The sequence below is a fragment of the Flavobacterium arcticum genome (assembly GCF_003344925.1).
Taxonomy (GTDB): Bacteria; Bacteroidota; Bacteroidia; order Flavobacteriales; family Flavobacteriaceae; genus Flavobacterium; species Flavobacterium arcticum.
Map to the genome: position 1 here is coordinate 1,660,141 of NZ_CP031188.1, position 26,784 is coordinate 1,686,924.

Below are 26,784 nucleotides of genomic sequence, written 5' to 3' on the forward strand. Positions count from 1 at the left end.
AAGGATTTGGTAAAAAACAGAAGAGTAAAAAAAAGACTTTAACAGTAAGTGTAGTCTTTTTTATTTAATTTAGCTAGGAACTAATTAATTATGAAAAAGACAACTTTATTATTATTTGCATTTGTTGCGATATTGAGTTTTTCCTGTAACAATGATGATGATTCTGAAACTCCAGTAAATGAAAATTTAGACGCAATTAGTTTATATCTACCTACGCAAGCAGAAATAGATTCTGTTGGGTCTCTTGGTTATAAGTCTGTCGGAACACTAACTATAGGTTCACAAAATAGTGATATTACTTCTTTGCTACCGCTCGAAAACTTGAAGAAGGTGGGCTATTTGTTGATTCAGGATGTGCCGGATATAACTTCTTTAGAAGGGTTGCATAATATAGAACAGGTTGATTATATATTGATAAGTAAAACTAATATTACAGATTTACAAGGGTTACGATCATTAAAGAGGTTTGATAAAAATGTAAATCTTGATAGTTATGAAACTGCTTCCCTTGGTTTACAAATTATTGAAAATCCGAGTCTTCAAAGTCTTTCTGGTTTAGAGAATGTAACTAAACTTCCTGTTTTGGATATTAGACAATGTCATTCTTTAACTTCTCTTACAGGGCTTGAAAACTGTGAAGATATAACTGATTTAGAAATACAGAGATGTGATGTTTTAACTGATTTAAATTCAATTAGTAAGGTGAAAAAATTACGGAATGGTTTTTTTAGGTCTTTGCCAAGTCTTACATCGCTTGCAGGATTAAATCATTTGGAAGAAATAGAAAATTTAATTTTAAAATCAGTATCTATTAATTCATTAGAAGCATTTTCTAATGTTTCAAAAATGAAATCATTGGATTGTACTTTTAATGAATCTTTGATTTCTTTTGAGGGGCTTGAGCAAATCACAAATATTGAGCTGATTAATGTTTTTTATAATGATAATATGACTTCTTTAAAGGGGCTCGAAAACGTTACAAAGTCTAAATCTATAACAATTGTAGATAATGAATCTTTAACCTCTATTTCCCATCTTTCAGGATTAAATCAGGTTAAAGGCGATTATACTCCAGGGGTAACGTTTCAAAGTGGAGGTGTAATTATTAAAGAAAATAATAGTTTAGAAACCTTAGATGGGCTGCAAAATGTTACAAGCTTTCAGGGTAATATAGAGGTGATTAATAATGAATCTTTAGTAGATTTATGTGCTCTATTGGATGTGTTTCAACTAAGGCTTAATATAAATACAGGTCATGCTTATATATATGGTAATCAAAATCCAATTAGTGGCACTAATGGGGACTATTTAACTTCTGAGAATTGTAGTGTAGATTAATATAAAGAAGCCCATTTTATTAAAAGGGGCTTCTTTATATTAATCTATTAAATAATTATACCGTTTGGTCGTCTACTGTAGCATCGGGAGCGTTTTTCTTTACAGACTCTATACCGTTATCGCGAGAGGCTACACTTTCATACATTTCGCTTGTGCCAATAATTTGACCGTTAGTAGCTTTTAGGTTAAAGTAAGGTTTACCGTTTGAAGATTCTTTTCGGTCGAATTTAGAATCATCTTGCGAATTACGTCTTACAGATTCAATTCCGTTCTCACAACTCGATTTTGCTTTATAGCCTTCACTAGCAAGAATAGTTTGCCCATTGCCTGCTTTAAGGTTAAACTGAAATTCGTTGTTTTTTCTTTTAGTAATTACAAATTTGCCCATAACTGGATGTTTTTTAAGTGTTAATGATAGCTAATATAATAATTTATAAGGTATATTGATGATGTTTAAAAACAAAAAACCGCCCTAACATCTTGTTAGGGCGGTTTTTGTTATTCTGTCGCGATAGCGTTTCCTTTGCTATCATAAAAGCGGTATTCTAAATACGTGTAAGCGTCACGAGGTATTACTTTTACCCATTTTTTATGTTCAAAAAACCATTTTGAACGTGTAGATGGGAAACCTTTAGTAAGGTATGCAGCAACAAAAGGGTGTGCATTTAGCACTATCTTTTTGTTACTCTTTATAATTCTTTCAAGGTCGGCTGTAATTCTATCAATCACTAGTATAGGAGCTTCAATCTCCCCATTTTCATTATTAGGGTCTTCTTCCCGTGTTTTGATATTTACTTCAGGCCGTACGCGCTGTCGGGTAATTTGAACAAGTCCAAATTTACTCGGAGGCAGGATCTTGTGTTTTGCCTTATCGTCGCTCATTTCGTCTCTTAAAAAGTCGTAGAGCTTCTTTCTGTTTTCGGCACTAGACATATCTATAAAGTCAATTACGATAATGCCTCCCATATCTCTAAGCCTTAGTTGTCTTGCAATTTCTGCAGCAGCTATAAGGTTTACTTCTAGGGCGGTACCTTCTTGGCTAAGGGCTTTGTTAGAGCGGTTACCACTATTCACATCTACAACGTGTAGTGCTTCTGTATGCTCTATAATAAGGTAAGCTCCTTTGCTCATAGAAACAGTTTTACCAAACGAGGTTTTTATTTGCCTTTCTATGTTATATTTTTCAAAAAGAGGCAATTCTCTGCTTTGGTACAGTTTTACGATGTTGGCTTTTTGGGGAGCTATCTCCTGCAGATAGTCCTTAGTTTGATAAAACAGGTCTTCATCATCTACATAGATACCCGTAAAGGTATCGTTAAAAACATCACGCAGTATAGAGGAAGCTTTGTTTACTTCGCCTAGTACTTTGCTAGGATGATGTGCACCAGGAATACGTTTGCACAAAGCTGTCCATTTATCCAGCAAGTTTTGCAGGTCTTTGTCCAGTTCGGCTACTTTTTTATCCTCGGCTACTGTTCTTACAATAACGCCAAAACCTTTGGGTCTGATAGATTGTACCAGACGTTTTAGGCGGTCTTTCTCATCTTTAGAATCTATTTTCTGTGAAATCGAAATCCTGTCAGAAAATGGTACAAGCACTACATAACGTCCTGCCAACGAAAGCTCAGAGCTTATACGTGGCCCTTTGGTAGATATAGGCTCTTTTACCACCTGAACAAGTATTGACTGGTTAGCACTGAGTACATCAGTAATCACGCCATCTTTGTCAATTTCTTTTTCGAACGGAAAATTTTTAAGTGAGAAATCTTTTATTTTACCTGCGCTTACAAGTTTTGTGAATTTCATTAAAGAAGGTAGGTTTGGTCCTAAATCATGATAATGTAAAAAGGCATCTTTTTCGAAGCCTACGTTTACAAAAGCAGCATTAAGTCCCGCTACAGGTTTCCTGATTTTGGCAATAAAAATATCGCCTACAGCAAACTTGTTTTTGTCTTCCTTCTCTTTGTGTAATTCTATTAGTTTTCCATCTTTTAATAAGGCAAAATCTACGGCTTCAGAACCAGATCGAATAATTAATTCTTTGTTCACACTGTACATTTTTATCCGCGATAGTTTACGGTTCACAGTTAGCATTTTACAGTCAAAAACTGTATACTGTTAGCTATTAGTTGTTAACTATAAAGCAGATGGATTAAACAATAATTTACAGGTAGTTATACCCGGCGGATGTTTGTGAAAAGATTTTTATAACAACGAGGTGAAAGATAATAGACTCATTCATACTGCATAAATCTATTATCTTTTACTTCTTGTTTGTCTTTACATCCATTTTCAATGAACTTTAACTTTTTCTAAAAAAAAGAAAAAGTAGTATTATACTACTTTTTCTTTTTGTGGCGGTTAGCTCTCGCTCTTTTCTTTCTTTTGTGCGTAGCTACCTTATGTCTTTTTCTTTTTTTCCCACTTGGCATAGTGTCTAAGGGTTTAAGTTAATAAATAAATTTTGTTATTTTACTTCAGTATTCGTTTTTACACCGTCAACAAATATTTTTGCAGGTTTAAATGCAGGAATGTTGTGTGCAGGTATTTTTATAGTAGTATTCTTAGAGATATTTCTACCAGTTTTTTCAGCACGAGTTTTGATTATAAAACTTCCAAAACCTCTCAAATAAACATTATCACCGGTTTCCAAAGAGTTTTTTACTTCCTCCATAAAAGACTCAACTGTTGCTTGTACATCTCCTTTTTCAAGTCCAAGTTTCTCGGAGATTTTTGCTACGATGTCTGCTTTCGTCATTTTCTTTATTAAATTTATATTTGTATGTATTTTTTTCGAGTGTGCAAATATAGGAATTAAATAAACAATATTTCAACGTTAATGCATTAAAATTTAATAACATAAACTTTTAAATTTGCTAACTTACTAACAACAATGGATTTTTCTAAGCATCTAATACAATGGTATTTACATAATAAACGTGATTTGCCTTGGCGCAAAAATAGTCATCCGTACTCGGTTTGGCTATCCGAAATAATGCTCCAACAAACACGCGTAGCACAAGGAATGCCTTATTTTTTTAAGTTTATAACCGCCTTTCCTACTGTAAACGACCTTGCTAACGCTCCCGAAGAGCAGGTTTTAAAGCTCTGGCAGGGGCTGGGATATTATTCGCGTGCAAGAAATTTACACGCTACAGCTAAGTACATAGCTTATGAGCTTCATGGTATATTTCCAGATAATTATAAAGAGTTGCTAAAATTAAAGGGAGTAGGCGATTATACTGCTGCGGCAATAGCCTCTATATGTTATGGTGAGCCTGTTCCTGTGGTAGATGGTAATGTATATAGGGTACTTTCGCGCTATTTTGGTATCGAGACCGATATTTCATCATCTCCAGCAAAGGCTGAATTTAGGGCTTTAGCAGCAAAGTATTTACCACGCGACAAGGCATCAGAGTTTAATCAAGCAATGATGGAGTTTGGAGCGCTGCAATGTGTCCCTAAAAGTCCTGATTGTGCTGCATGTATTTTTAGTGCAGATTGTGTTGCTTTTACTACAGGTAAAGTAAGTGTATTGCCTGTAAAACTTAAAAAAACTAAAGTTACTAATCGTTACTTTAATTATATAGTAGTAAAAGATGCGAACGGTAGTAGTGTTGTTAACAAGCGTTCGGGTAAGGGTATATGGCACAATTTATATGAGTTTCCCTTGATAGAAACAGAGACGGCGGTACCCGAGCAAGAAATGAGTAAAACAATTTGTGGTTATGAAGGTCTAGGTTTTATACCCCAAAATGTAAGCCTATTAGTAGATACTGTTGTGCACAAATTATCGCACCAACACTTGCATATACGCTTTTGGGAAGTGGTAACAAATGCTGTTGTTACGGGCGCAATGAATCGTGATAAAATAAAGCAATACCCGTTCCCTATTGTTGTTCATAATTTTATTGAGAAGCATTGGGATTGATGCTAAATTTTACTATTTTTGAGTAAATACTAAACAATAGTTATGAGTGGAACGCTAAACAAAGTAATGCTTATAGGGCATTTGGGCGATGATGTAAAGATGCATTATTTTGAAGGAGGAAATTGCATTGGGCGTTTTCCGTTGGCTACTAACGAAGTTTATATAAATAAGCAGACTAATGAAAGGGTAACCTCTACTGAATGGCACAATATAGTGGTGCGTAATAAAGCTGCCGAAATATGCGAAAAGTACCTTACTAAGGGAGATAAAGTATATATAGAAGGTCGTATAAAAACACGACAGTGGCAAGGCGAAGACGGCATAGCACGATATAGTACCGAAATACAGGCTACAGAGTTTACATTTCTTACCACTAAAAAAGAACTTGACACGAATAAGCAAGAACAACAAACTACACCGCAACAGGCAAGCGAGCCAGCTAAGCCTACAACCGACTATAATACAAATGTGCCAGCACCTGCACCAGATGATGACTTGCCATTTTAATTGTTTAACTAAAACTTACACCTTTGGACCCCGACCCCTCCAGTATATTATTATATGATTATGACCTTATTATAGGTTGTGCGGGTATTATATTCCTTCTTTTTTGTTCTGCTTTTATATCTGGTACCGAGGTGGCTATTTTTTTGCTGTCGCCAGAGGATATTAATATAATAAGCGAAAAGAACCCTAAAAAGGGTAATATGCTAGTGTCTTTACTAGAAAGACCTAAAAAACTGCTAGCCACTATTGTTATTACCAATACGTTTATAAATATTGCTATAATTATACTGTTCTTCAGGTTTGCCGAAAGTCTTTTTTATGGTATATCTATACCATACCTTAAGTTTACAGTAGAAGTTGCGGTTATAACATTTTTAATACTTCTTTTTGGCGAAGTAGTACCTAAAGTATATGCTACCCGAAATAATCGTACATTCTCTTCGCGTGTTGCTTATTTACTTTTTGTGCTTAATAAATTGCTTTCGCCTATAAGTGTACCCATGCGCGAAATTACACTAGCCTTACATAAAAAGTTTAACGTACAGCCTTCGGGTATATCTGTAGATCAGCTTTCGCAAGCCTTAGAGCTTACAGATTATGGAGATGCTACTGCCGAAGAACAAAAAATATTAGAAGGAATAGTAACTTTCGGTAATACTGATGTGCGACAGGTAATGAGTCCGCGAATTGATATTTTTGCGTTAGATATAGAAGAGACTTTCTCAGAAATATTTCCTAAAATAGTTGAAAGCGGTTTTTCGCGTATACCTGTTTTTCGTGAAAATATCGACCAGATTGTTGGTGTGCTTTTTATTAAAGACTTAATACCGCACATTGATAAAGATGTTTTTGAATGGCAAGAACTAGTGCGAGAGGCATTTTTTATACCTGAGAATAAAAAACTAGATAACCTGCTTAAAGAATTTCAAGGTATGAAAAACCACCTTGCTATAGTGGTAGATGAATATGGTGGTACATCGGGACTTATATCGTTAGAAGATATATTAGAAGAGATAGTAGGCGATATAAGTGATGAGTTTGATGACGAGGATATTATCTATTCGCAAATAGATGAAAAGAACTATCTTTTTGATGGTAAAATAAGCCTTAAAGATTTTTATCGTATTACGGATGTAGAGGAAGAAATTTTTGAAGAATCTAAAGGTGAAGCCGAGACCCTTGCAGGGTTTGTACTTGAGATATCGGGGAATTTTCCTAAAAAAGCACAAAAAATTACTTTTAATGGCAATATCTTTACCATAGAATCGGTTGATAAGAGAAGAATAAAGCAAATAAAGGTTACACTACAATAATGAAGAGTATAAAAAAAATAGCTGCAATAGCTATAACAGCCACATTTTGTGCACTGTTTACATCGTGTGGCGACAGCGAGGCTATTATGCCTAAACCAAAAGCCTTTTTAAGGCTAGATTACCCTATAGAAGACTATGTAGTATATGAAGGCAAATGCCCTTATAGTTTTGCTTTTAACTCACAGTCTATAATTAAAGATAAAGGTAATTGCAATTTTACTTTGACCTATCCTAACATGAAAGCAAGTATATATATTACATACAAGCCTGTTTCGGGAGATATAGAGAGGTTGTTGCGCGATGCTCAAAAACTAACTTATGAACACGTTATTAAAGCCGATGGTATACAAGAACAGCCGTTTGCTAATGAGTTGAATGCTACTTACGGAATGTTCTATCAAGTAGGGGGTAATGCAGCTACTAATGCACAGTTTTATATTACCGATAGTACAGATCATTTTCTTACAGGATCGGTGTATTTTAATACGCGTCCGAATTATGATTCATTAATGCCAGCAGTAGCTTACATTAAGGAGGATATGAAAAATATTATGGAAACTATTAAGTGGAAGAAGTGATAAAATAAATAAAAAAGCAGCCAAATGGCTGCTTTTTTATTTATTAGTTTTGGATAAAAATTAAAGACTTCCTGCTTTTTCTTTTTCTCCGCCGCATTTACTTGCACCAGAGCAGCATCCTTTTTTAGCGCTTTTAGTTTCTTTACTAGTTTTTGCTTTCTTAGCTTTTTTCTCTGCTTTTGCATCTTTCTTTTTCTCTGGCTCTTGGTCAGCTTTATAAAGTTGTGCTTTATCACCAGAGTTTTTCACGTCAGATACTTTATAAGCACCATCAGCAATGTGCTCTACTGTTTCAACAAGTGCTTCGGGAGTTTGTTTTCCTGCGTCAAAAGATACAGTAGCTGTTTTGTTGTCAAAATCTACTTTAGCTTCTTGCACACCATCAAGACCTGCAAGTTTGTTTTCTATTACTTTAGCACAGCCTATAGCACAGGTCATACCATCTATATTAAAAGTAGTAGTTTCAAGATTTGCAACAGTTTCTTCTCCAGTTGTGTTTTCTATTACAGGAGCTTCGTTTTCGCCTTCGACAGGAGCTTCTTTAGCAGTGTTTTTACAGCTTACAGAAAGTAATGCCACAACGGCAAATAAGGAAATGTTTTTAGCTAAGTTCATTATGTTATAGTATTAAGTTTTGTTATAAATAACTCTTATAGAGAGCATTTACAAATTTAGTAAAAAACGTTTGTTATCTGGTTTTATTGTTAGAATTTTGAAACAAAAATAATTTATGCAGTCAAAACACCTAAAGTGGTATTTACTTATCATACTGTCAATTACTTGGGGTAGCTCTTTTATCCTTATAAAACGTGGTCTTGTGGGGTTAACCCCCTTTCAGTTAGGCTCACTCCGCATTATTTTTTGTGCCTTATTTTTATTAATAGTAGGTTTTAAAAGTTTAAGAAATATACCAAGAGGTAAGTGGAAGTATTTGGCTATTACCGCATTGTTTGGTACATTTTTACCAGTTTACCTTTTCTCTATTGCACAAACAGAGATACATAGTTCTATAACTGCTATATTAAACTCCTTAACACCATTAGGAACACTAATTATAGGTGCAGCAGTGTTTGGGCTGTCTTTTCAAAAGCGACAATTATTTGGGGTTCTTATAGGTTTAGTAGGGTGTGCACTGCTAGTATTTAAAGGAGCTATAGATAACCCAAATCAAAACTATTATTATACACTTTATGTTGTGGTGGCAGCATTGTGCTATTCGGTTAATATAAATTTGGTTAAAAAATATCTTTCAGACGTTAGTCCTCTAAGTATTTCGACGGGTAATTTTGCGGTAATAATTTTACCTGCATTAGCCATACTTTTTTCTTCTGGCTTTGCAGATGTAGTTACTCAGCCCGAAACACAAAACGCTATGTTATATGTGGCTGTATTGGGTATAGTAGGTACTGGTATTGCTAATATTATCTTTTTTAAGCTAATTCATATTTCGTCGCCTATATTTACTTCATCGGTTACTTATATGATACCCGTTGTGGCTTTTGGCTGGGGTTTGTTTGATGGCGAATCATTGTCGCCATTACAGGTTTTAGGAGCGGCTATAATATTGCTGGGCGTTTACTTTTCTTCTAAGAAAGTAAAGGAATAGTAAAATAAGAGTTATTATATAAAAAGTAAAGGCTGCCCAATTGGGCAGCCTTTATAATATAACCTGAATTATAATTTCTTATTGGAAATCAGCAGCAGTAACACCTTCGTTAATTTTTGCTTCATTAACAGTAAGGTTAATTTCGATACCTACATTCAAAATTACATTGTAAGGTATTTTCACACCTTTTATTTCTTTGTAATCATTGTAGTAAGTCATTTGGGTCATTTTTTGTCCCATTTGCTCTTGCTCTTCAGCTTTTGCTACTTTCAAACCAGATTTTACATCATAGTAATACGTAAGATCTCCGTTTTTAACAGCATAAGCATCATTACCATTTATAGCTTCTATACCAGATACTGTTATTCCGTCTTTGCTCATAAGCATTAACTCTTCAAACGGTACTGCACTAGCTTGTAGGTCTGCAAGTTCTTCTTGAGGAATATCCATTCTCTGACCTTGTTGTACCATGTAACCACCTTTGTCGTTAACTACTTGTTTCATCATAGTATTACCCATAACATTCATTTCAACAAATTGTTTTTTGTCAGCAGATACTTTCATGATAAGCTCAACAGGTGCACCTTGTACAGTAGCTGTAGATTTTGTGTATATTGTTTTAACACCTTTAGCAGCTTTTTCTCCACCAATAGCTTTTATATAATCTGCCATTACAGTTTTTGCAGTTACACCAGCAGGAATAGGCTTGTTAACTACAGGTTTCTCTGTTTTTTGTCCCCATTTGTCAAAGTAGAATACTGGTATTTTAGAGTTTTCAAGCCCTTCTAATACATCACCAGCTTTACCTACAACAACAATTCTTGCTTTATCTGCAAGGAAGAATTTTTTAGCAGCATTTCTTACGTCTTCTGGAGTTACAGCATTAATGTTTTTAATGTAGTTCTCGTAGAAGTCTTCAGGAAGATTTTGTGTTTGCGTTCTTAGTGCATAACTAGCCACTGTAGATGGTTTTTCCATTTGCATAACAAAGTTACCTACGTATTTTGCTTTTGCATTTTTAAGATCTTCAGTAGATACTAAATCGTTTCTCATTTTCTTAACCTCGTTAAGAATTTCAGTAATAGCGCTATCAGTAACTGTATTTCTTACAGATGTAGATGCTCTAAACGATGTTACATATTTACCTGATCCTATAGAAGAATAAGCACCGTATGTCCAAGCGTGAGCTTCACGAAGGTTAAGGAAAAGTCTTCCTTCACCACCACCACCAAGTATTTGGTTAGCAAGTAGTGCTGCAAAGTACTCTTTGTCTGTCATTTTAAGGTTAACCACATTTATAACAGATATTTCACTTTGTACAGCGTTTGGCATGTCTACAAAGTTTATTTGAGTATACTGTACGTCTTTAGGGTCGCTGTAGCTAATGTTTGGTGCTGTGTTAGGTGTCCAGTCTCCAAATAGCTTTTTAACCTGTTTTTTAACGTCTTTTAATTTTACATCACCAACAATTACTAAGTATGCTTTTTCAGGAACAAAGTAAGTGTTGTAGTTTGCTTTTACATCAGCAAGGCTAACATTGTTTAATGTTTCTTCGCTAAGGTATTCTCCTCTAGGGTGTGCTTTACCATATACAAGAACATCAGTTACTCTTGAAGCTACGGCAGAAACACTTTTTTCGTTAGATTTAAGTCCTTCTAAAATTTGAGCTTTTTGCTTGTCAAATTCTTCTTGAGTAAACTGAGGGTTTAGTGCGCCATCAGCCATAAGCTCCATCATCCTTTTTGAGTATTTAGATAATCCGCTTGCAGCAGCACCTTCTGCCCAGAAGTTAATGTTTGCGCCTAAAAAGTCAACCTCTTCATTAAAGTCGTCTTTAGACATTGTAGTGGTACCACTACCCATAAGGGCACTTGTCATATCGGCAACTCCTTTTTTATTACCTTCGGCATACGGAGCATTGTCCATAGTAAGGGTATAGGATACTCTTGGTAGTTTATGGTTTTCTACCACAAGTACTTTAAGTCCGTTTTTAAGTGTAAATGTTTCTGGTTTGCCCACATTTACCGTAGGAGCTGGTCCTGGTTTTGGCATTGGTCTGTCTTGTGCCTGCATAGTAATAGATAAAAACAAGCCGGCTAATATATATATAACTTTCTTCATGATATTTTGTTGCTTAGTTTTGTGCTTTGTCTTTAGCTGGTACATAGTCAAGTATTAACCTTTGGTTAGGGTTAAGGTACTTTTTAGCTACATCTCTTATTTCTTCTCTTGTAATAGAACGATAAATGTCTATTTCAGTATTAATAAGGTTAACGTCGCCATACAGCATGTAATAAGTAGCAAGGTTACTTGCAATACCTTCTACGCTTGCATTACTATTTACATAATTGCTTTCGTAAATGTTTTTCAGCTTTTCAAACTCTTTTTCAGAGATAAGCTCTTTTTGTAGTTTTACAATTTCTTCATCAGCTTCTTTAAGAATATCTTCAGCTGTAAATCCTTGCATTGGTATACCATATACCATATACAAACCATAGTCTTCTTGACTGTAGTTGAAAGCTCCTATTTGTAAAGCCATCTTCTTTTCGTCAACTATTTTTTTGTACATTCTAGAGCTCTTACCATCACTAAGTATAGTAGAAATCATATCTAATACTCTCGCATCTCTTGTTTTCATAGATGGCGTTCTGTATGAAGCAATAACCATTGGAAGTTGGATATTTGGATCTTCATATGTAGCGTGAAGTGTTTCTGTAATAGGTTCCTCTTTAAACGTTTTACGGTTAACAGGTGCTCCTTTAGGTATTGGTGCAAAATATTGGTTTACCCATTTTTTTGTTTGGTCTATATCAAGATCTCCAGCTATAACAAGTACAGAGTTGTTAGGAACATAGAATTTCTTGTTAAAAGCCTGAAACTCTTCTAATGTTGCAGCATCAAGGTGATCCATAGATCCGATGGTTGCCCAACGGTATGGGTGGTTTACAAACATGTTTCTTTTTACCTCTGCAATAAGGTTACCATAAGGCTGGTTGTCTACACGTAGTCTTTTTTCCTCTTTTACAACCTCATTTTGTGTATCTACACCAATTTGGTTAATAACTGGGTGCATAAGCCTTTCTGATTCCATCCAGATGGCAAGCTCCAAGTTGTTAGAAGGGAATACTTCGTAGTAGTACGTTCTGTCGTCAGAAGTGTTGGCATTGTTATTACCCCCATTAGCAGTAACTATTTTAAACCATTCACCACGATCGATGTTTTGAGTACCTTCAAATAAAAGGTGCTCAAAAAAGTGTGCGAAACCTGTTCTTTCAGGGTTTTCGTCTTTAGAACCAACGTGGTACATTACCGAAGTAATAATAACAGGAGCTGTTTTGTCCTGGTGCAGTATAACGTGCATCCCGTTGTCTAGATCATATTCCTCAAATGCTACTTGTTGGGCCGATGCTACTCCGCCAAGCATGAGAAGTGAGCCCAAAGCCATTAAAGATTTTCTCATAAAAATTAATAATTATTTTGATTTTGATAATTGGTACGCAATTTCGGCATTTTGTTACAATAAATCTAAGATTTTTTTCATGAATTGATAATCAGACTATTATAAGAGTAATTTTTCTGATAAAATTTACTGTAAGGTGTTGATTGATTAATAAATAGTTGTATATTTGCAACCTTAAAATTTTAATAAACCATATTGTTATGTACGCAATCGTAGAGATAGCAGGGCAACAATTTAAAGTTAGCAAAGACCAAAAAGTTTACGTTCACCGTTTAGAAGGTAAAGAAGGAGATGCAATTACATTTGCAAAAGTTCTTTTACTTGATGATAACGGAAATGTGACTATAGGCGCCCCCGCTATAGAAGGAGCTTCAGTAGAAGCCAAAGTGCTTCAGCACTTAAAAGGAGATAAAGTAATCGTTTTCAAAAAGAAAAGAAGAAAAGGTTACAAAGTTAAAAACGGACACCGTCAGTCTTTAACTCAAATTTCTATTTCGGGCATTACTGCTCCGGGAGCAAAAAAGAAAGCAACGAAAAAAGCGGCAGCTGAAGAAGCTGCAGAATAATATTAACAATTAAAACTAAAACATCATGGCTCACAAGAAAGGTGTCGGTAGTTCTAAGAATGGTAGAGAATCAGAATCGAAACGTTTAGGTGTTAAGATTTATGGAGGTCAAGCTGCCATTGCCGGTAACATTATAGTAAGGCAAAGAGGTTCTAAACACAACCCAGGTGAAAATGTTTACATGGGTAAAGATCATACTTTACATGCTAAAGTTGACGGTGTTGTGAAATTCCAGAAAAAAAGAGATGATAAGTCTTTTGTATCTGTAGTTCCATTTGAAGCTTAAGACATAAGAAAAAGAAAAATTATATAAAAACCCGCTCTTAATACAAGAGCGGGTTTTTTGTTGTTTACTATTTAAAGCGTTTTAGCTATAATAATATGCCACTTTTTTATGAGCTTCAACTCTTCATCTACCTGTAAGCTAATGTTAGCGTCAAAAAATAAAATACGGATTTCATCTTCTGGATGAGTTTTTATAAAAGAAAGTTCTAACTTACGGACAGCCATTGGCTCTATATCTTCGTTTTCTAATACTCTGCTAGCGTTTACTATACGGCATTGCTTTATTGTATTAAGGTTTATTTGTACAGCCTCTTTAGTAGGAGCTTCTATGAAAAAGAGTGTTTTATTGGTACTATCAATTCCTATAGCCGATTGGTTCCATATATCATATTGTTCTATGGTACACCATTTGTCTTTTGCAGTCTTTAATAATTTATTTAATATTACCTTTTCTTCATTTTTTCTTTTGGTTTGTGCTAATACGAGTGGTATAAAAATAAGGATAAAAATAGCAATCCCTATTATAATTGTTCCTGTTTCCATTGTTTTTAATATTGTATATAATGCGTTATGAGGTCATTGCGTATGCAAGACCCTGTTGTTATTTAAGATTTGTAAAACGATTGTTTGTATAGTTTTACCAAAAATAATGGAAGGGGAAAATGAGGTCTGATTTTCGGTAGCGGACAATAATATTTTTTGAGTATAAAAAATAATTACTACCGTTTTGTAACCAGTGTTCTTTTACAGCGCTGTTATTAATTAAAAGTGCTGTAAAAGGGTTTTTAAGATTAGCTGGAAGCTTTTTGAAAGAATTTCTAGTAAATTCTAACTGGGGTAATTGTGCGGCATACAGAATAGTTGCCTTTGAGAAAGAATAACTTTTTTCTTGGCTATTGCCAGTTATCTTTGCCTTAGGCTTTTTATTAGTATTATCGCTTATGTTTACTGCATTGATGCTAAAATAAAGCGATGATAGCGCAACAAGTAAAATGGCGTAAAAAAAGTATATTAAGTTTTTCACGACACAAATTTAATACATTAAATTGTATTTCAAGAAATAGTTATGATACTATAAAAAAGCTACTAATCGCGATGTTAGTAGAATCATGACCATGTGCAATAAAAATAATTTGCGTTCCTGATCTTTTAAGAAAGCATAAATCATGAAAATGATGTTAATACCTGCTAATGTATAAACAATAGTACTTATTCCAGAAAAATGCTTGTTGTTTACCGCAATTAATGATGCAGCTATAATAGCTGTTATAATAATTGACGATGTTACTTTTAAACCTGTTTGTTTGGTTTCTAGACTAACTATGGCAGCTATCATTTTTACAGGTACAAAGTAAAGTGCTACTATACCTCCTATTATTAAATAAGTGTTTACGCTAAACACCTCTTGCCTAAAAAGGAAAAAGGAGAGTAGGGTAATCATGAGCGCAAAAACCTCATAATATTTTTTAATTGTTTTCATTTGTTTACTATTTTTAATTGGTTATTATCTCTATAAATGTTTCTCGGTCTATTTCTCTTGCTCCAAGGCTTTCTAAATGCGAGTTGTGTACTTGGCAATCTAGTATACGGTAATTTTCACGCTTTAGTTTTTGTGCCAGTGCTATAAAAGCTATTTTACTGGCATTAGATACTTTAGAAAACATACTTTCGCCACAAAAAACAGTGCCTAAATCTATACCATATAAGCCACCTACAAGCTCGTTATCTTGCCATACCTCTACTGATTTTGCATAACCTAACTCATGTAAACGAGTATAAGCCTGTATCATGTCTTCTGTTATCCAAGTGCCGTCCTGCCCGTTACGGCTAATGCTGCGGCAATTGGTTATTACTTCTTTAAAAGCAGTGTTGTAAGTAATCTTAAAAATACCACGATTAATTACATTGCGCATACTTTTAGAAATTTTTAGCTCTTCAAAAAAGAGTACCATGCGTTCTGGCGGACTCCACCATAGTATTGGCTCGTCGTCTTCAAACCAAGGGAATATACCACTTCTATAGGCTAATAATAGTCTTTCGGTAGTTAAATCGCCACCAATAGCTACAATGCCCTCAGGAGAAGCATTATAAACAGATGGGAAATAAAGTTCGCGCGAAAGGAAATACATGGTTAATTAAATTTTAATTAAATATCAAATTTATAAAATTGTTACGTCGTTTCATTCGTTTATGGTGATAAATAGTGAAACTTAATAGTATATGTTTTTTTAAAATAATTGGCAGGAAAAAGAGGGGTGTAATGAAAATGATTATACCTTTCGGTGTTTAATTTATAACACTATTTTCGATGAAATATTTTATTGTAGTATTGTTTCTTGTAATGACCTCTATGAGCTTTTCTCAGGTGTTTAATATGGAAAAAGATACTATACAGATGGCAGAGGTTGTTTTAAAAAAAGAGCATACTAAATATCGAATAAAAACTATAAAACTAAAAGGGGCGTGCTATTATGCTGAGGATATGCGGAATACTTTTGAGATAATAACCTTACTAGAAAATTTGCCTGATGGATATTTAGAATCTATTTCTTTTAATTTTAATGGGTTATACAGCTCATACAAAGATCAATTAGAGCATTTTAAAGAAACCGAACTCGAGTTTGTGGTATATGAAGTGAATGAAGGTGGTACTCCAGGAGATAAGATAGTACATGATGCTATGCCTATACATATAGGTAAAGAATATATAGGTAAGGTGGTTATAAATGTTTCAGGACTTAATATTAAGAGTCAAAAACAGCTATTTATAGGTGTTAGGCGAATATCTGGTAGTGGGAATAAAAATGAATTTTCTATTAGTTGTCTATGCAATGGTCAAGATAAATATGTTACCCTATCTCGTGCTGATGCAACCTCTGGGTGGAAACGTCGCTGGGAATGTGCTGCTTTAAAAGTAGATGTTAGCATACAAGTAGCTCATTAATATATTACAACAAACCCTGAAGTCAATAACTTCAGGTTTTGTTGTTTATAGGTGCTTTCTTGTTTAGAAAGGTAAATCGTCGTGATCTTCTTCTTTAAAGTTTGTTGCTGGCTCAAAAGAATCTTGCGAGCTGGGAGGCATTGGTGGTGCAGCTTGGTAGCCACCACCTGCTGGTGCTTCGGGCTGTAGTTTTTCTATTCTCCACCCTTGTATAGAGTTAAAGTATTTGGTTTCGCCTTGTGGGTTTACCCACTCTCTACCGCGTAGGTTAATAGATATTTTTACAGGTTCGCCTACGTTATAGCTGTTTAGTAGGTCACATTTGTCTTGTGTAAACTCTACCATTATATGCTGTGGGTATTGCTCGTCAGTAGTAACTACTACTTCTCTTTTTCTAAATCCGTTGCTACCAAATGTTTTGGTCTCATCAATCATCTTAATTCTTCCTGAAACTTCCATAATTCTCCTTGTTATTTTCTGCCTAAGGCAGCCATCGTTAATATATTAAAAATTCTTTTCTGCTAGTAATACTTTCCATGCTTTTAGCACTTCGTTATTATCAAGATATTGTTTTGCTATTCTATATTTTTTATCAGCATCGTCAGCACTAAGGAGTGCTTTTATTTCAAAATCTTCTTTTATAAATTGGGCTATCTCATTATCATTAGGTAGTGTTTCTACATTACCCAGTTTACCAAGATCGTTACCGTTAAAAAGATCGCATTCTTTTACAAAACTAGGAATACTATCTACCCCTATGCCTAATGTGGTAAGAGGTTTTTCTACTTCAAATAGTCCTTGGTTAGCACGGCTGTACCAGTTGCCACCCATACGCGATACTAGGTCTATTTTAGTCTGGTCTACAGCGCCATTTTCATCTAATATGGCTTCATCTACGTGTATTTTTACTACTTCGCATATAATTAGGTTACCAGCCCCGCCTTCGTTACCTAATGCTATAATATCATTCACTTTGCACTCAAACTGTACGGGCGATTCTTTAACCCTAAAAGGTTTTACCACATCACTAGGTAGCATGGTAAGTCCTGCTTTTTCAAACTCATTTACACCTTCGCTATATTCAGTACTCGATAACGATGCTTGTTGTACTATAGCATAGTTAACTACATTAATAACCACCTCACGATTAAGTTCGGTATTGAGAAGCGTATGTTTAACGGTGTTATTCCTTACCCTACGTGCTGGTGAAAACACCAGTATAGGCGGGTTAGCACTAAACACATTAAAAAAACTAAAAGGTGAAAGGTTTGGCACATTGTTTCTGTCCAGTGTACTGGCAAAAGCAATAGGTCTTGGTCCTACAGCACCTTGCAGGTAGCCCTGTAGTTTTGCGGTAGGTATTTCTTTAGGATCAATACTAAGCATTACAGTAGTTGTTTTGTACAAAGATACTTTTTCTGCCAGTACTAAAAAACGGCTGTTCGAAATTTAACCTCTTATGTTAATAACTAATACTAAAATGGTTTCTTACTGCGTTACTACCTTTTATGTTTACTTAGCACAGTTAACTTTTACTATCTTTAAGCCTCAAAATTTATTCTATGCAATTTTCAGATAAAAGGAGCATTATCCGTTCGGTAATTATAGTTAGCTCATTCCTTATTGTTATCCTTATTTTATGGAATACCTACTACCTTTTTCAGTTGTTTAAAGATGAAGAGCGAATGAAAATGGAGCTTTGGTCTAGTGCTACAGAGGCTATATTTAGTCCTACTGAAGATAAAGCGCTAGAGACGCTTAACAGTATTACTAATAACAATACTACTATACCTATTATCTTGACCGATGCTAGAGGAGTAATACAAAAGTCGAAAAATATTGATCCTGCTATTTTAGATGGTAATATTGTTAAAGACTCTATCCAAGCATACAAACTACTAGAAAAATTTAAGGCAGATAACAATAGACTTACGGTAGAATATTTGCCAGGCGAAGTACAGTATGTTTATTATGGTAATTCTACATTATTGAATGTGCTTAAATATTACCCTATGGCTCTTGCGCTTATTATTGTGCTTTTTGGAGCTGTAGTATATAACTTTTACAGAGCAACAAAAGCAGGGGCACAAAATAGGCTCTGGGCAGGTATGGCAAAAGAGACAGCCCACCAGATAGGCACACCATTATCATCATTGCTAGGGTGGATAGAGATAATGAAAATAGATAATGTAGATGAAACGACCGTAACAGAAGTAGAAAAGGATGTAAGTCGCTTGCAAACTATTGCCGAGCGTTTTTCTAAAATAGGTTCAGAGCCTGTACTAGAAGAGCGCGATATTATAGCAGAAACAGAAAAATCTTTTGATTACTTAAAAGCAAGAGCATCTAAACAGGTTGTGTTTAACTTCTCGGCACCCGACTATCCTGTCATGGCAATGCTTAACCCTGAATTGCATAGTTGGACAATAGAAAACTTAGTGAAAAATGCCATAGATGCTATGAAGGGCAAGGGTAGTTTAGATGTAATTATAGAAGATCGCGAAAAATATATAAAAATTAAAGTTTGCGACTCTGGTAAGGGTATGGCAAAAGGGCAATTTAAAAAAGTTTTTGAACCTGGTTTTACTACCAAGAAAAGAGGGTGGGGGCTTGGGCTATCGTTAACCAAGCGTATTGTAGAAGAATACCATAAAGGTAAAATAAAAGTATTAAGCTCCGAAGTAGGTAAGGGTACTATTATGCAGGCAAGTTTTCCTAAAAAGTAAAAAAGCAGGAAAATTTATTTCCTGCTTTTTGTTATATAATTAGTAGCGCTTAGTATTACAATGTAATTGCTACATGTTTTTGCTAATACTAGCTGCTATTGTTTCAAACTCTTCTTTTTCCAGTTTTACTTTATCAATGAATCGCATTTCATCCATTTCGTTAAGCGGTATGAGGTGTACGTGTACATGTGGTACTTCTAGTCCTACAACAGCCATGCCTACACGTTTACAGGGAACTGTTTTTTCTATAGCATTAGCTACTTTATAGCTAAACTGCATCAATCCAAGATACAGTGCTTCGTCCATGTCAAAAATTTTGTTTATTTCCTTTTTAGGAATACACAACGTGTGCCCTTTTGCATTAGGGTTAACATCTAAAAAAGCCAAGAAGTTATCATCTTCTGCTATTTTATATGCAGGTATTTCGCCGTTTACAATTTTTGTGAATATAGAGCTCATACAGTTTTGTTTTTATGGTTATGCTCTTGATATTTCAAGCACTTCAAATTTTAAAACACCATTGGGAACATTAATTTCGGCAACCTCTCCTACAGATTTTCCTAAAAGTCCTTTGCCTATAGGTGATGTAACTGATATTTTACCTGTCTTAAGGTCAGCTTCACTTTCTGCAACTAGCGTATAGGTCATTTCCATGCCGTTGGCTTGGTTTTTAATTTTCACGGTAGATAGTACTAAAGCTTTAGTCAGGTCAAGTTGCGACTCATCTATAAGTCTTGCATTAGAGAGTACCTCTTCCATTTTAGAAATTTTCATTTCTAATAATCCCTGAGCTTCTTTTGCAGCATCATATTCTGCATTTTCAGATAAATCTCCTTTATCTCTCGCCTCGGCTATAGCCTGAGAAGCTTTTGGGCGTTCTATGCTTTTTAGCTGATCCAGCTCATCTCTTAACTTTTTTAATCCTTCTGCTGTGTAATAAGATACTGTACTCATAACTTCATCATTTATATAAATAGAAAAAATCCCATTCAGGACGGGATTTCTTTCTGCAAAGATAATATTTTTTTAATATGTCTGTTTTATTACTGTGTGCAATGGCACTTGTCAAAGTTAATTAATTTAAATTTGTTTCATAATTATTAAGTAGAAATTTATGAGTATAACTAAATATATTTTAGTGATTTTATTATTTCCGATATTTATCGGTTGCAGTAGTGATAGTGTTAATAATAATAACAAGTATTTGCCTAATTACAATTTTTCTATCGATATTAATATGGATTTACCGTTGTATACTAATTTACAGTTTACGGCAAACCCTGTTTATATAGATCAGGCTGGAGTGGGTATTACTGGAATTTTTGTTATGAATACAGGAAGTGGTTATGTGGCTTATGAGTCTACTTGTCCGAATCAAGAAATAGCATCATGTTCTGCAATGACGCTGAATGGTATTATGGCGGTATGCCCTTGTGATGAATCGGAGTATAGTCTTTTTAATGGGCAGAGCGAAGGAAAAGAATATCCTTTAAAACAGTATAGGGTAGATGTTATCAATCCTAGCTTGATACGTGTTTCTAACTAATGCCTGTTATAAAAATAGAAACCTACATCGCTGCTGATATACAGGTTGTTTTTAATCTTTCGCAGAGTATAGATCTACATTTGGTTTCAGCTTCACAAACGAATGAAAAGGCGATTGCAGGAAAAACTACAGGGCTGATAGGTCTTGGAGAGAGTGTTACTTGGCAAGCCCGACATTTTGGGATTAATCAGAGGCTTAGTATTGTTATAGCTGAATTTGAAGAACCGTATTATTTTGCAGATGAAATGACAAAAGGTGCTTTTGCAGCTATGCGTCATGAGCACACCTTTAAACAAATAGGGGATAAAGTGCTAATGACTGATGTGTTTAAGTACAAAAGTCCTTTGGGAATTTTAGGTAAACTTGCCGATGTATTATTCCTAGAACGCTATATGCGTAAATTTTTAATGAAACGAAATAGGGTACTTAAAGAAATTGCTGAAGACCCAAATAAGTATAAAAAAATCCTGCCACTGTACAGTGGCAGGATAACTTAAATTAAAATAGCAATATGAATTAATTTAAATTTTTTAAAATTTAAGTGTTGCACCTACTAAAAAGTTGATGCCAGCTTGTGGGTAGTAGTATGGGTCGCCATACATATAACCGTTAGACACATACTCTTCATCAAAAATATTGTTTACTAGCCCGTTAAGCACAATACCTTTAAATATCGATTTTGTTTTAATTTCGTAAGAGATGTTTAAGTCGCTCACAAAATAACTGTCTAGTTTTGAGTTGCTCGATTCGTAGTTATCCATAAACTGTTCGCCTACAAATTTTGACAATAGTGCTACTTGAAAGTTTTTAGTAGGTATATATATTAATTGGTTACCTGCTATAATGCTTGGAGAAAAAGCAATTTCGGTATTACCTAAGTTTTCAGGCCCACTATCACCTTCGTTATAAAAATCTACATTTTTATTATCACTTAGTGCCACATTAGGGCGCAGTACCCATTTGTCTGTAAGAAATAAAGTAGCTTCGGCTTCTAGTCCCATTCTGTAGCTATCGCCACTATTTGCATATATAGGCGAACCTACATCGTTAAGCGCACCTGTTAGTACCAACTGATCTTTATATTGCATATAATATCCATTTATGGTCAGTTGGTTTCTACCTGATTTATAACGCCAACCTAGCTCAAAATCATTAAGGCTTTCTGGTTTAACACTTCCACTTTCATAATCAGTACGGCGAGGTTCTTTGTTAGCACGAGCATAAGAGAAATAAATACTGTTATTATCGTTAGCTATATAAGTAAGACCTGCTTTTGGGTTAAAAAAGTTAAAAGTATCATCTACAGGTATTGGTGCAGAAGCATCTTCTAGTACATTACTAGCATTATAGTTTACAGTACGGTACTGCATATCTCCAAATAGGCTAAATTTAGAGGTTAAGTTATAATTAGCTTTTGCAAATACATTAAAGTCTGTTTTCTCTGCATCATTATCATAATACTTGTCGTATGGTTGTACACCTGCCGAGTTTCTTGCCCAAATAATGTTGCCAAAGTGTGCGCCTTCATACTTGTTCCATGCACCACCAAATACAACATCTAAACCGTTATTTTTATAGTTAGCAGAGAAAGTAGTACCATAAAAATCATTGTCTAGCCACTTGCGTGTAATTAGGTCAGATCCTGGAGCAATCTCGCCATAATAGTCTACCATCTCTGTAGCCCCAATGCCAGGGTATCCTGCCACAGGTACATTATCACGGTAGTTTTCATAATAGCCTTTACCTCTAGTATAATGCAGAGCAATATTAGTATTCCAGTTATTATTCAGTTTTTCATTCCAATGCAATTGGTAATGGTCTTGCTGGTAGTTATCAACCTCATCCTTATAATAGCGTATATTACCCTCAATATCAGTATAAATTCCTGATGAGTTAAAACGACGATCACTATCTAAAGTAGCTTTGTCTATACCATTCCATGCTTGGTAGGTACGTTCTTTACCACCAAATACTAAGGCTTTTATTAAGGTAGAACCATATACATATGTTCCTTGCAAGAAGTACGATTTTAGGTCAGATTCTGCTCTATCAAGATACCCGTCAGATGCAATGTTAGATAGTCGTCCTGCTATTTCAAAACGATCGTTCATTAACCCTGTGCTGAATTTTACGGTATGCTTGCGAGAGTTAAAACTACCAAAAGAGTTAGAGATTTCTCCGCTAGATTCATTGCTATACCCATCGGTAAGCAAGTTAAGGCTTGCGCCAAATGCACCTGCTCCGTTAGTAGATGTACCTACACCACGTTGTAGCTGTATATTCTCTACAGACGAGGCAAAATCGGGCATGTTTACCCAAAATGACCCGTGCGACTCTGCATCGTTATACGGTATACCGTTTAGAGTAACGTTTACACGGCTAGCATCGGCACCACGTACTCGTATGCCTGTATAACCTATACCATTACCAGCATCTGAAGTGGTAACTACAGATGGTAAAAAGTTAAGCAATAAGGGTATGTCTTGCCCTAAGTTACGAGGAGCAATTTCTTCCTTACTAATGTTGCTAAATGTTACAGGTGTTTGTGCCGTTACTCGTACTGCTTGTAGCAATACTTCTTCTAGTTTGTAGTCTGGTGCTTTTGTAGAGTCTTGTTGTTGCTCTGGTACTGTTTGTGCCATAGCACCCATTGCAAAAAAGCTTAAAGCTAACGGGAAAATGTTTTTCTTTTTCCTGTTGAAATGATTGAATAAAAGTTTCATCCGTAAATAATGTTTACGAATAAAAGGGGCAATTATTCCTGGTTTTGTTAAAAATTAATATTTGTTATAACCTTAAGTAGAGGCGTGCACTCCTTTACTCTTGGTCTTTTTCCCTTGGCAGCATTACCCGCCCAGGTTCTTTGGGTATGATCTCAGCCTGATATATTAGGCACCCCTTTGAGACGGCGCAAAAGTAGTAAAACTTTTTTGATGGATAACTTAGATTTTTAGAATATTGAATTTTTAGAATAGCAATATATATAATAGTCTTGTAATCTAATATTCAAACTATCTAATGGTCTTGTTTTAATGTTCGGGTGGTTTGCGCAACTGTTTTTTCTCAGAAAGGTTCTTTTTATTTTTAAGTCGTTTTTTGATAACCGATTTTGGTATTCGTGTTGGCTTTCTAATTTTGGGTACTACAAGTGCGCCATCCATTATCTGGATGAAACGCTTAATAACAATGTCTTTATTGCGTATTTGGCTACGGTCTTCGTCACAATTCAGGATTAATATACCTTCGTTTGTTAACCTATTAGCAAGGTTTGTAGTTGCTAATAATTTCTCCTCTTCTGTTAAAGCTTTAGATTCTTGTATGTTAAAGTTAAGTACTACTTTGCTGGCTACTTTGTTTACATTTTGTCCGCCTGCACCGCTACTGCGTACTGCTTTAAAGTCAAGTTCTTGTATAATGAGCTCTTTGTTCATGATTAAATTCTAAAATTTAGATTTCAGAATCAATCTAAAATCTACAATACTTTATTGTGGCTGGTGTGCCGGTTTTAATAAATCGTTTACGGTTTTTACAGGGCTAAACGTATCTAAAGGTACTTCGGCAAAAACAGTTATCCATCCTGCCATAGCACCATTCCATAACCCAGGTAATTCGTATGATTTTACATCTTTACCCAAACGGTTTTTAGTTACTATAAAACCTGTGTTTTCGTCTACATATTCGTTAAGGTTAAAATATTCGCCTTTATAATTTTTTAATCCGCACACAAGATCAACGGGGTTAAAGTGTGTCGATTGTGATAAAATTAGTTTTTGGTTGGCATTTTTCATGTCTATTTGCGAACTTTCTACAATTTGTAGCGATAGCTTTCCTTTTTCTTCCTCTACCCAAAACGGACCGCCTCCAGGTTCGCCTTCATTTTTTACCATACCACATACTCGTATAGGGCGATTAAGCAGTTGGCGCGCATATTCTACCCTGTTTTCATGCGTGAATTTCGATACATCGGCAGGTATATGTTGCGAAAGTTGTTTTTTAGCAAACTCAAATATTTCTTTTACTTCTTCTTCTTCACTAACATTGCCTTCGTCTATGCGATGTAGGTAAATAAATAGTTGTTCTTGTAGCTCTATTAAACTACCTGCTAATGCTTTTTTGTATAGTGATATTGTTTCTATATTGTTATGACTTACGTTGTCTATGTTTTTTACAAAAACAATATCAGCCTCAAGGTTGTTGAGGTTTTCTATTAGTGCCCCATGCCCACCGGGTCTAAATAATATAGCACCGTTATCTTCTCTAAACGGTACATTGTTCATGTCTACAGCAAGGGTGTCGGTTTTTTTATGTTGATACGAGAAACTAAAATCAATACTTGTGCCTGATTCTTTTTCTACAGCATTTTTTGATGTTGTTATAGCATCTAGAAAACCATCTAGATGTTCTTCGGATATCGTGAAATGTACATTACTCTTTTTTTGCGACTCGCTATAAGCAACACTTTCTTTAAGGTGTTCGCATACTGGAGTGGCAATGAAACCATCATATTGATGGAAAGGGAGTATACCTTTTGGTTTGTTAGCAAAGTCAAACCTTTCGTCTTGCAACATCGTCTTTATAAAGTTGTAAGCACGTGTGCTTTTGCTCCAATCGTTATAATTAGGATTTTCTTTTACGACATCTACTATAGCATTGAAAAACGGAAATTTATCTAACCCTACCAAAAAAGTATTAAGTGCAGTGTCTTTTTTTCTGTTTATATAAGCGTTTATAGTATCTTCTTCAGGGTTAAAACATACCATGAATTCGTTTAAGAATTTAAACATACGGGTAGCTGCCCCCGATGCGGGTACAAACTTGGTAAGTTTAAAATTGTCTTTTTTACTTTCAAAATAAGCCGCGTAGTCTTCTGCCGATTTTTTGGGTAATTTAAAAATACCATCGTTTATAACAGCAGGCTTTTTTAGGGTTATTTTATTAATGCCATTTATAAAAGTATTTATTTGGTTTTCTATTTTCTCTATACTTATACCTCTATTATAAATATCTGTATAATCTTTTATAGTAAAGCCAAGGGATATTGCTTTTTTAAGATCGTTAATAGCTTTCTTTGCATTTAATGCAAGCATATCTCCATCTGCTATAATTGTAATATAATTACTATTGTTTCTATCTAAAAGAGCAATAAGTTCTTTTGTTTTATCGTCTTCTATAACTGGTGTAGCTATAACTATTATTTTATGGTCGGCAAATTTATTTTTTTTAGACATTGCTTTCTCAATGTCTAGTACTCTAGTTATTGCCATATTACCTAGATTTTCTTCTGATTCAATAGCTTCTGAAACTAAACTAGCAGTTGTGCTGGTTGGGGCATAAATAATAATATTTACGATGCTTGTATTTGGTTTTGTAATGTTCTTTTCCATGAAAAATAGCCTATAAATGCAACAATAGTTAAAAATATATAAAATATGCTGGTAACTGTTGCTCCTTTGTAGAACAAAAGAGGTATTGCAATTATATCGGCAATTATTAAGAAAATCCAATTCTCAATTTTTCGTTTTGCCAAAAGCCACATACCTACAAAGCAGAGTCCCGTTGTAAAAGTATCTACATAAGCCCACCAATATGTAAACTTATTGTTATAAATAAATACAATTGCTACAAATATAACAGAAACTATAAAAATTTGTATGCATTTGGCTACGTCTTTTGCAGTCATTTGATTTATTTCTAGAAGCTTGTCATCCTGCTTGTCTTTTCTACTCCATAGCATCCATCCATAGATACTCATAATAAAATAATAGAAACTAATGATTACATCGCCATATAAATCCCATTGAAGAAACATATAGGTAAAAATAACAGTGCTTACAATTCCTGTTGGGTAAACAAGAATACTATTGCGGGCAGAATAAACAACACTTAAAGCGCCGAATACTGAGGCTATTGCCTCTAGACAAATGTTTAGGGTGCTATAGTCTTTATATTGACTAAAAAGAAAATCTAAAATTTCGTTCATTATA

At 34.7% G+C, this 26,784-nt stretch carries 30 protein-coding genes; 12 read left to right on the forward strand and 18 right to left on the reverse strand.

Annotated elements, in window-relative coordinates; genetic code table 11:
- The first annotated feature begins 90 nt into the window (after positions 1 to 90).
- The gene (locus DVK85_RS07510; RefSeq protein WP_114677854.1) at positions 91 to 1,338 is read left to right on the forward strand and encodes a hypothetical protein; all 1,248 of its coding nucleotides are present in this window, start codon (positions 91 to 93) and stop codon (positions 1,336 to 1,338) included.
- A 55-nt stretch (positions 1,339 to 1,393) separates the two neighbouring features.
- Here the strand turns inward: DVK85_RS07510 and DVK85_RS07515 are convergent, their stop codons facing one another.
- From DVK85_RS07515 to DVK85_RS07525, 3 genes are all read right to left on the reverse strand, one after another.
- The gene (locus DVK85_RS07515) at positions 1,394 to 1,726 is read right to left on the reverse strand and encodes a YegP family protein (protein WP_114677855.1); all 333 of its coding nucleotides are present in this window, start codon (positions 1,724 to 1,726) and stop codon (positions 1,394 to 1,396) included.
- 110 nt (positions 1,727 to 1,836) lie between these two features.
- The gene (locus tag DVK85_RS07520) at positions 1,837 to 3,387 is read right to left on the reverse strand and encodes an Rne/Rng family ribonuclease (protein ID WP_114679006.1); all 1,551 of its coding nucleotides are present in this window, start codon (positions 3,385 to 3,387) and stop codon (positions 1,837 to 1,839) included.
- A 418-nt stretch (positions 3,388 to 3,805) separates the two neighbouring features.
- The gene (locus DVK85_RS07525) at positions 3,806 to 4,126 is read right to left on the reverse strand and encodes an HU family DNA-binding protein (protein WP_262510436.1); all 321 of its coding nucleotides are present in this window, start codon (positions 4,124 to 4,126) and stop codon (positions 3,806 to 3,808) included.
- A 105-nt stretch (positions 4,127 to 4,231) separates the two neighbouring features.
- Here DVK85_RS07525 and mutY point away from each other — a divergent pair, with 105 nt between their 5' ends.
- From mutY to gldD, 4 genes are read left to right on the forward strand one after another with little or no spacing between them, the layout of a single operon-like run.
- Entirely contained in the window at positions 4,232 to 5,269 is a 1,038-nt protein-coding gene (mutY, locus tag DVK85_RS07530) for an A/G-specific adenine glycosylase (protein WP_114677857.1), read from the forward strand.
- A gap of 42 nt (positions 5,270 to 5,311) precedes the next feature.
- On the forward strand, positions 5,312 to 5,776 hold the full coding sequence (locus DVK85_RS07535) for a single-stranded DNA-binding protein (protein ID WP_114677858.1): 465 nt from the start codon (positions 5,312 to 5,314) through the stop codon (positions 5,774 to 5,776).
- A 23-nt stretch (positions 5,777 to 5,799) separates the two neighbouring features.
- Positions 5,800 to 7,089: a gliding motility-associated protein GldE gene (locus DVK85_RS07540; protein WP_114677859.1), complete on the forward strand. Its 1,290-nt coding sequence runs from the start codon at positions 5,800 to 5,802 to the stop codon at positions 7,087 to 7,089.
- Entirely contained in the window at positions 7,089 to 7,667 is a 579-nt protein-coding gene (gldD, locus tag DVK85_RS07545; RefSeq protein WP_114677860.1) for a gliding motility lipoprotein GldD, read from the forward strand. Before DVK85_RS07540 ends, gldD begins: the two co-directional genes overlap by 1 nt.
- A 60-nt stretch (positions 7,668 to 7,727) precedes the next feature.
- On the opposite strand, the gene DVK85_RS07550 is transcribed toward gldD, so the two are convergent.
- The gene (locus DVK85_RS07550; protein WP_114677861.1) at positions 7,728 to 8,282 is read right to left on the reverse strand and encodes a heavy-metal-associated domain-containing protein; all 555 of its coding nucleotides are present in this window, start codon (positions 8,280 to 8,282) and stop codon (positions 7,728 to 7,730) included.
- A 115-nt stretch (positions 8,283 to 8,397) separates the two neighbouring features.
- Here DVK85_RS07550 and DVK85_RS07555 point away from each other — a divergent pair, with 115 nt between their 5' ends.
- The gene (locus DVK85_RS07555; protein ID WP_114677862.1) at positions 8,398 to 9,273 is read left to right on the forward strand and encodes a DMT family transporter; all 876 of its coding nucleotides are present in this window, start codon (positions 8,398 to 8,400) and stop codon (positions 9,271 to 9,273) included.
- Between the two features lie 78 nt (positions 9,274 to 9,351).
- On the opposite strand, the gene DVK85_RS07560 is transcribed toward DVK85_RS07555, so the two are convergent.
- Positions 9,352 to 11,394 (reverse strand): M16 family metallopeptidase, encoded by a 2,043-nt coding sequence (locus tag DVK85_RS07560; protein ID WP_114679007.1) that lies wholly within the window; start codon positions 11,392 to 11,394, stop codon positions 9,352 to 9,354.
- A gap of 13 nt (positions 11,395 to 11,407) precedes the next feature.
- Positions 11,408 to 12,733 (reverse strand): M16 family metallopeptidase, encoded by a 1,326-nt coding sequence (locus DVK85_RS07565; RefSeq protein WP_114677863.1) that lies wholly within the window; start codon positions 12,731 to 12,733, stop codon positions 11,408 to 11,410.
- Between the two features lie 200 nt (positions 12,734 to 12,933).
- Here DVK85_RS07565 and rplU point away from each other — a divergent pair, with 200 nt between their 5' ends.
- Both rplU and rpmA read left to right on the forward strand, forming a co-directional pair.
- Positions 12,934 to 13,299, forward strand: coding sequence for a 50S ribosomal protein L21 (rplU, locus tag DVK85_RS07570; protein ID WP_114677864.1), 366 nt, complete (start codon positions 12,934 to 12,936; stop codon positions 13,297 to 13,299).
- 25 nt (positions 13,300 to 13,324) lie between these two features.
- Positions 13,325 to 13,585 (forward strand): 50S ribosomal protein L27, encoded by a 261-nt coding sequence (gene rpmA / locus DVK85_RS07575; protein ID WP_114677865.1) that lies wholly within the window; start codon positions 13,325 to 13,327, stop codon positions 13,583 to 13,585.
- 71 nt (positions 13,586 to 13,656) lie between these two features.
- Here the strand turns inward: rpmA and DVK85_RS07580 are convergent, their stop codons facing one another.
- The 4 genes from DVK85_RS07580 to aat form a co-directional block, all read right to left on the reverse strand.
- Complete coding sequence (locus DVK85_RS07580) at positions 13,657 to 14,127, reverse strand: hypothetical protein (protein WP_114677866.1); 471 nt, start codon at positions 14,125 to 14,127, stop codon at positions 13,657 to 13,659.
- Between the two features lie 94 nt (positions 14,128 to 14,221).
- Complete coding sequence (locus tag DVK85_RS07585; protein WP_114677867.1) at positions 14,222 to 14,608, reverse strand: hypothetical protein; 387 nt, start codon at positions 14,606 to 14,608, stop codon at positions 14,222 to 14,224.
- A 48-nt stretch (positions 14,609 to 14,656) separates the two neighbouring features.
- Entirely contained in the window at positions 14,657 to 15,064 is a 408-nt protein-coding gene (locus tag DVK85_RS07590) for a hypothetical protein (protein ID WP_114677868.1), read from the reverse strand.
- Positions 15,065 to 15,077: 13 nt separating this feature from the next.
- Positions 15,078 to 15,713: a leucyl/phenylalanyl-tRNA--protein transferase gene (aat, locus tag DVK85_RS07595; RefSeq protein WP_114677869.1), complete on the reverse strand. Its 636-nt coding sequence runs from the start codon at positions 15,711 to 15,713 to the stop codon at positions 15,078 to 15,080.
- Positions 15,714 to 15,892: 179 nt separating this feature from the next.
- On the opposite strand from aat, the gene DVK85_RS07600 reads away from it, so the two are divergent.
- On the forward strand, positions 15,893 to 16,528 hold the full coding sequence (locus tag DVK85_RS07600) for a hypothetical protein (RefSeq protein ID WP_114677870.1): 636 nt from the start codon (positions 15,893 to 15,895) through the stop codon (positions 16,526 to 16,528).
- Positions 16,529 to 16,591: 63 nt separating this feature from the next.
- Here the strand turns inward: DVK85_RS07600 and DVK85_RS07605 are convergent, their stop codons facing one another.
- Complete coding sequence (locus tag DVK85_RS07605) at positions 16,592 to 16,987, reverse strand: DUF3127 domain-containing protein (protein WP_114677871.1); 396 nt, start codon at positions 16,985 to 16,987, stop codon at positions 16,592 to 16,594.
- Positions 16,988 to 17,032: 45 nt separating this feature from the next.
- On the reverse strand, positions 17,033 to 17,914 hold the full coding sequence (locus tag DVK85_RS07610; protein ID WP_114677872.1) for a flavin reductase family protein: 882 nt from the start codon (positions 17,912 to 17,914) through the stop codon (positions 17,033 to 17,035).
- 176 nt (positions 17,915 to 18,090) lie between these two features.
- Between DVK85_RS07610 and DVK85_RS07615 the strand changes: the two genes are divergently transcribed.
- Positions 18,091 to 19,254 (forward strand): sensor histidine kinase, encoded by a 1,164-nt coding sequence (locus DVK85_RS07615; protein ID WP_114677873.1) that lies wholly within the window; start codon positions 18,091 to 18,093, stop codon positions 19,252 to 19,254.
- Positions 19,255 to 19,323: 69 nt separating this feature from the next.
- Here DVK85_RS07615 and DVK85_RS07620 read toward each other — a convergent pair whose 3' ends face one another.
- Entirely contained in the window at positions 19,324 to 19,713 is a 390-nt protein-coding gene (locus DVK85_RS07620) for an HIT family protein (RefSeq protein ID WP_114677874.1), read from the reverse strand.
- Positions 19,714 to 19,731: 18 nt separating this feature from the next.
- Positions 19,732 to 20,208 carry a transcription elongation factor GreA gene (gene greA / locus DVK85_RS07625; protein ID WP_114677875.1) on the reverse strand — a complete coding sequence of 159 codons (477 nt, stop codon included), beginning with the start codon at positions 20,206 to 20,208 and terminating at the stop codon, positions 19,732 to 19,734.
- A gap of 283 nt (positions 20,209 to 20,491) precedes the next feature.
- Between greA and DVK85_RS07630 the strand changes: the two genes are divergently transcribed.
- Both DVK85_RS07630 and DVK85_RS07635 read left to right on the forward strand, forming a co-directional pair.
- Entirely contained in the window at positions 20,492 to 20,800 is a 309-nt protein-coding gene (locus DVK85_RS07630) for a Rieske (2Fe-2S) protein (RefSeq protein WP_240339612.1), read from the forward strand.
- A complete protein-coding gene (locus DVK85_RS07635; RefSeq protein WP_114677876.1) occupies positions 20,800 to 21,297 on the forward strand; it encodes an SRPBCC family protein in 498 nt (165 codons plus the stop codon). Before DVK85_RS07630 ends, DVK85_RS07635 begins: the two co-directional genes overlap by 1 nt.
- A gap of 33 nt (positions 21,298 to 21,330) precedes the next feature.
- Here the strand turns inward: DVK85_RS07635 and DVK85_RS07640 are convergent, their stop codons facing one another.
- The 4 genes from DVK85_RS07640 to pnuC all read right to left on the reverse strand — a co-directional run bounded on the left by DVK85_RS07640 (position 21,331) and on the right by pnuC (position 26,780).
- Positions 21,331 to 23,523 (reverse strand): TonB-dependent receptor, encoded by a 2,193-nt coding sequence (locus DVK85_RS07640; RefSeq protein ID WP_114677877.1) that lies wholly within the window; start codon positions 23,521 to 23,523, stop codon positions 21,331 to 21,333.
- A 306-nt stretch (positions 23,524 to 23,829) separates the two neighbouring features.
- Complete coding sequence (gene arfB, locus DVK85_RS07645; RefSeq protein WP_114677878.1) at positions 23,830 to 24,231, reverse strand: alternative ribosome rescue aminoacyl-tRNA hydrolase ArfB; 402 nt, start codon at positions 24,229 to 24,231, stop codon at positions 23,830 to 23,832.
- A gap of 51 nt (positions 24,232 to 24,282) precedes the next feature.
- Entirely contained in the window at positions 24,283 to 26,184 is a 1,902-nt protein-coding gene (locus DVK85_RS07650) for a DUF4301 family protein (protein ID WP_114677879.1), read from the reverse strand.
- Positions 26,145 to 26,780 carry a nicotinamide riboside transporter PnuC gene (gene pnuC / locus DVK85_RS07655; RefSeq protein ID WP_114677880.1) on the reverse strand — a complete coding sequence of 212 codons (636 nt, stop codon included), beginning with the start codon at positions 26,778 to 26,780 and terminating at the stop codon, positions 26,145 to 26,147. The genes DVK85_RS07650 and pnuC overlap by 40 nt, the downstream gene beginning before the upstream one ends.
- Positions 26,781 to 26,784 lie beyond the last annotated feature (4 nt).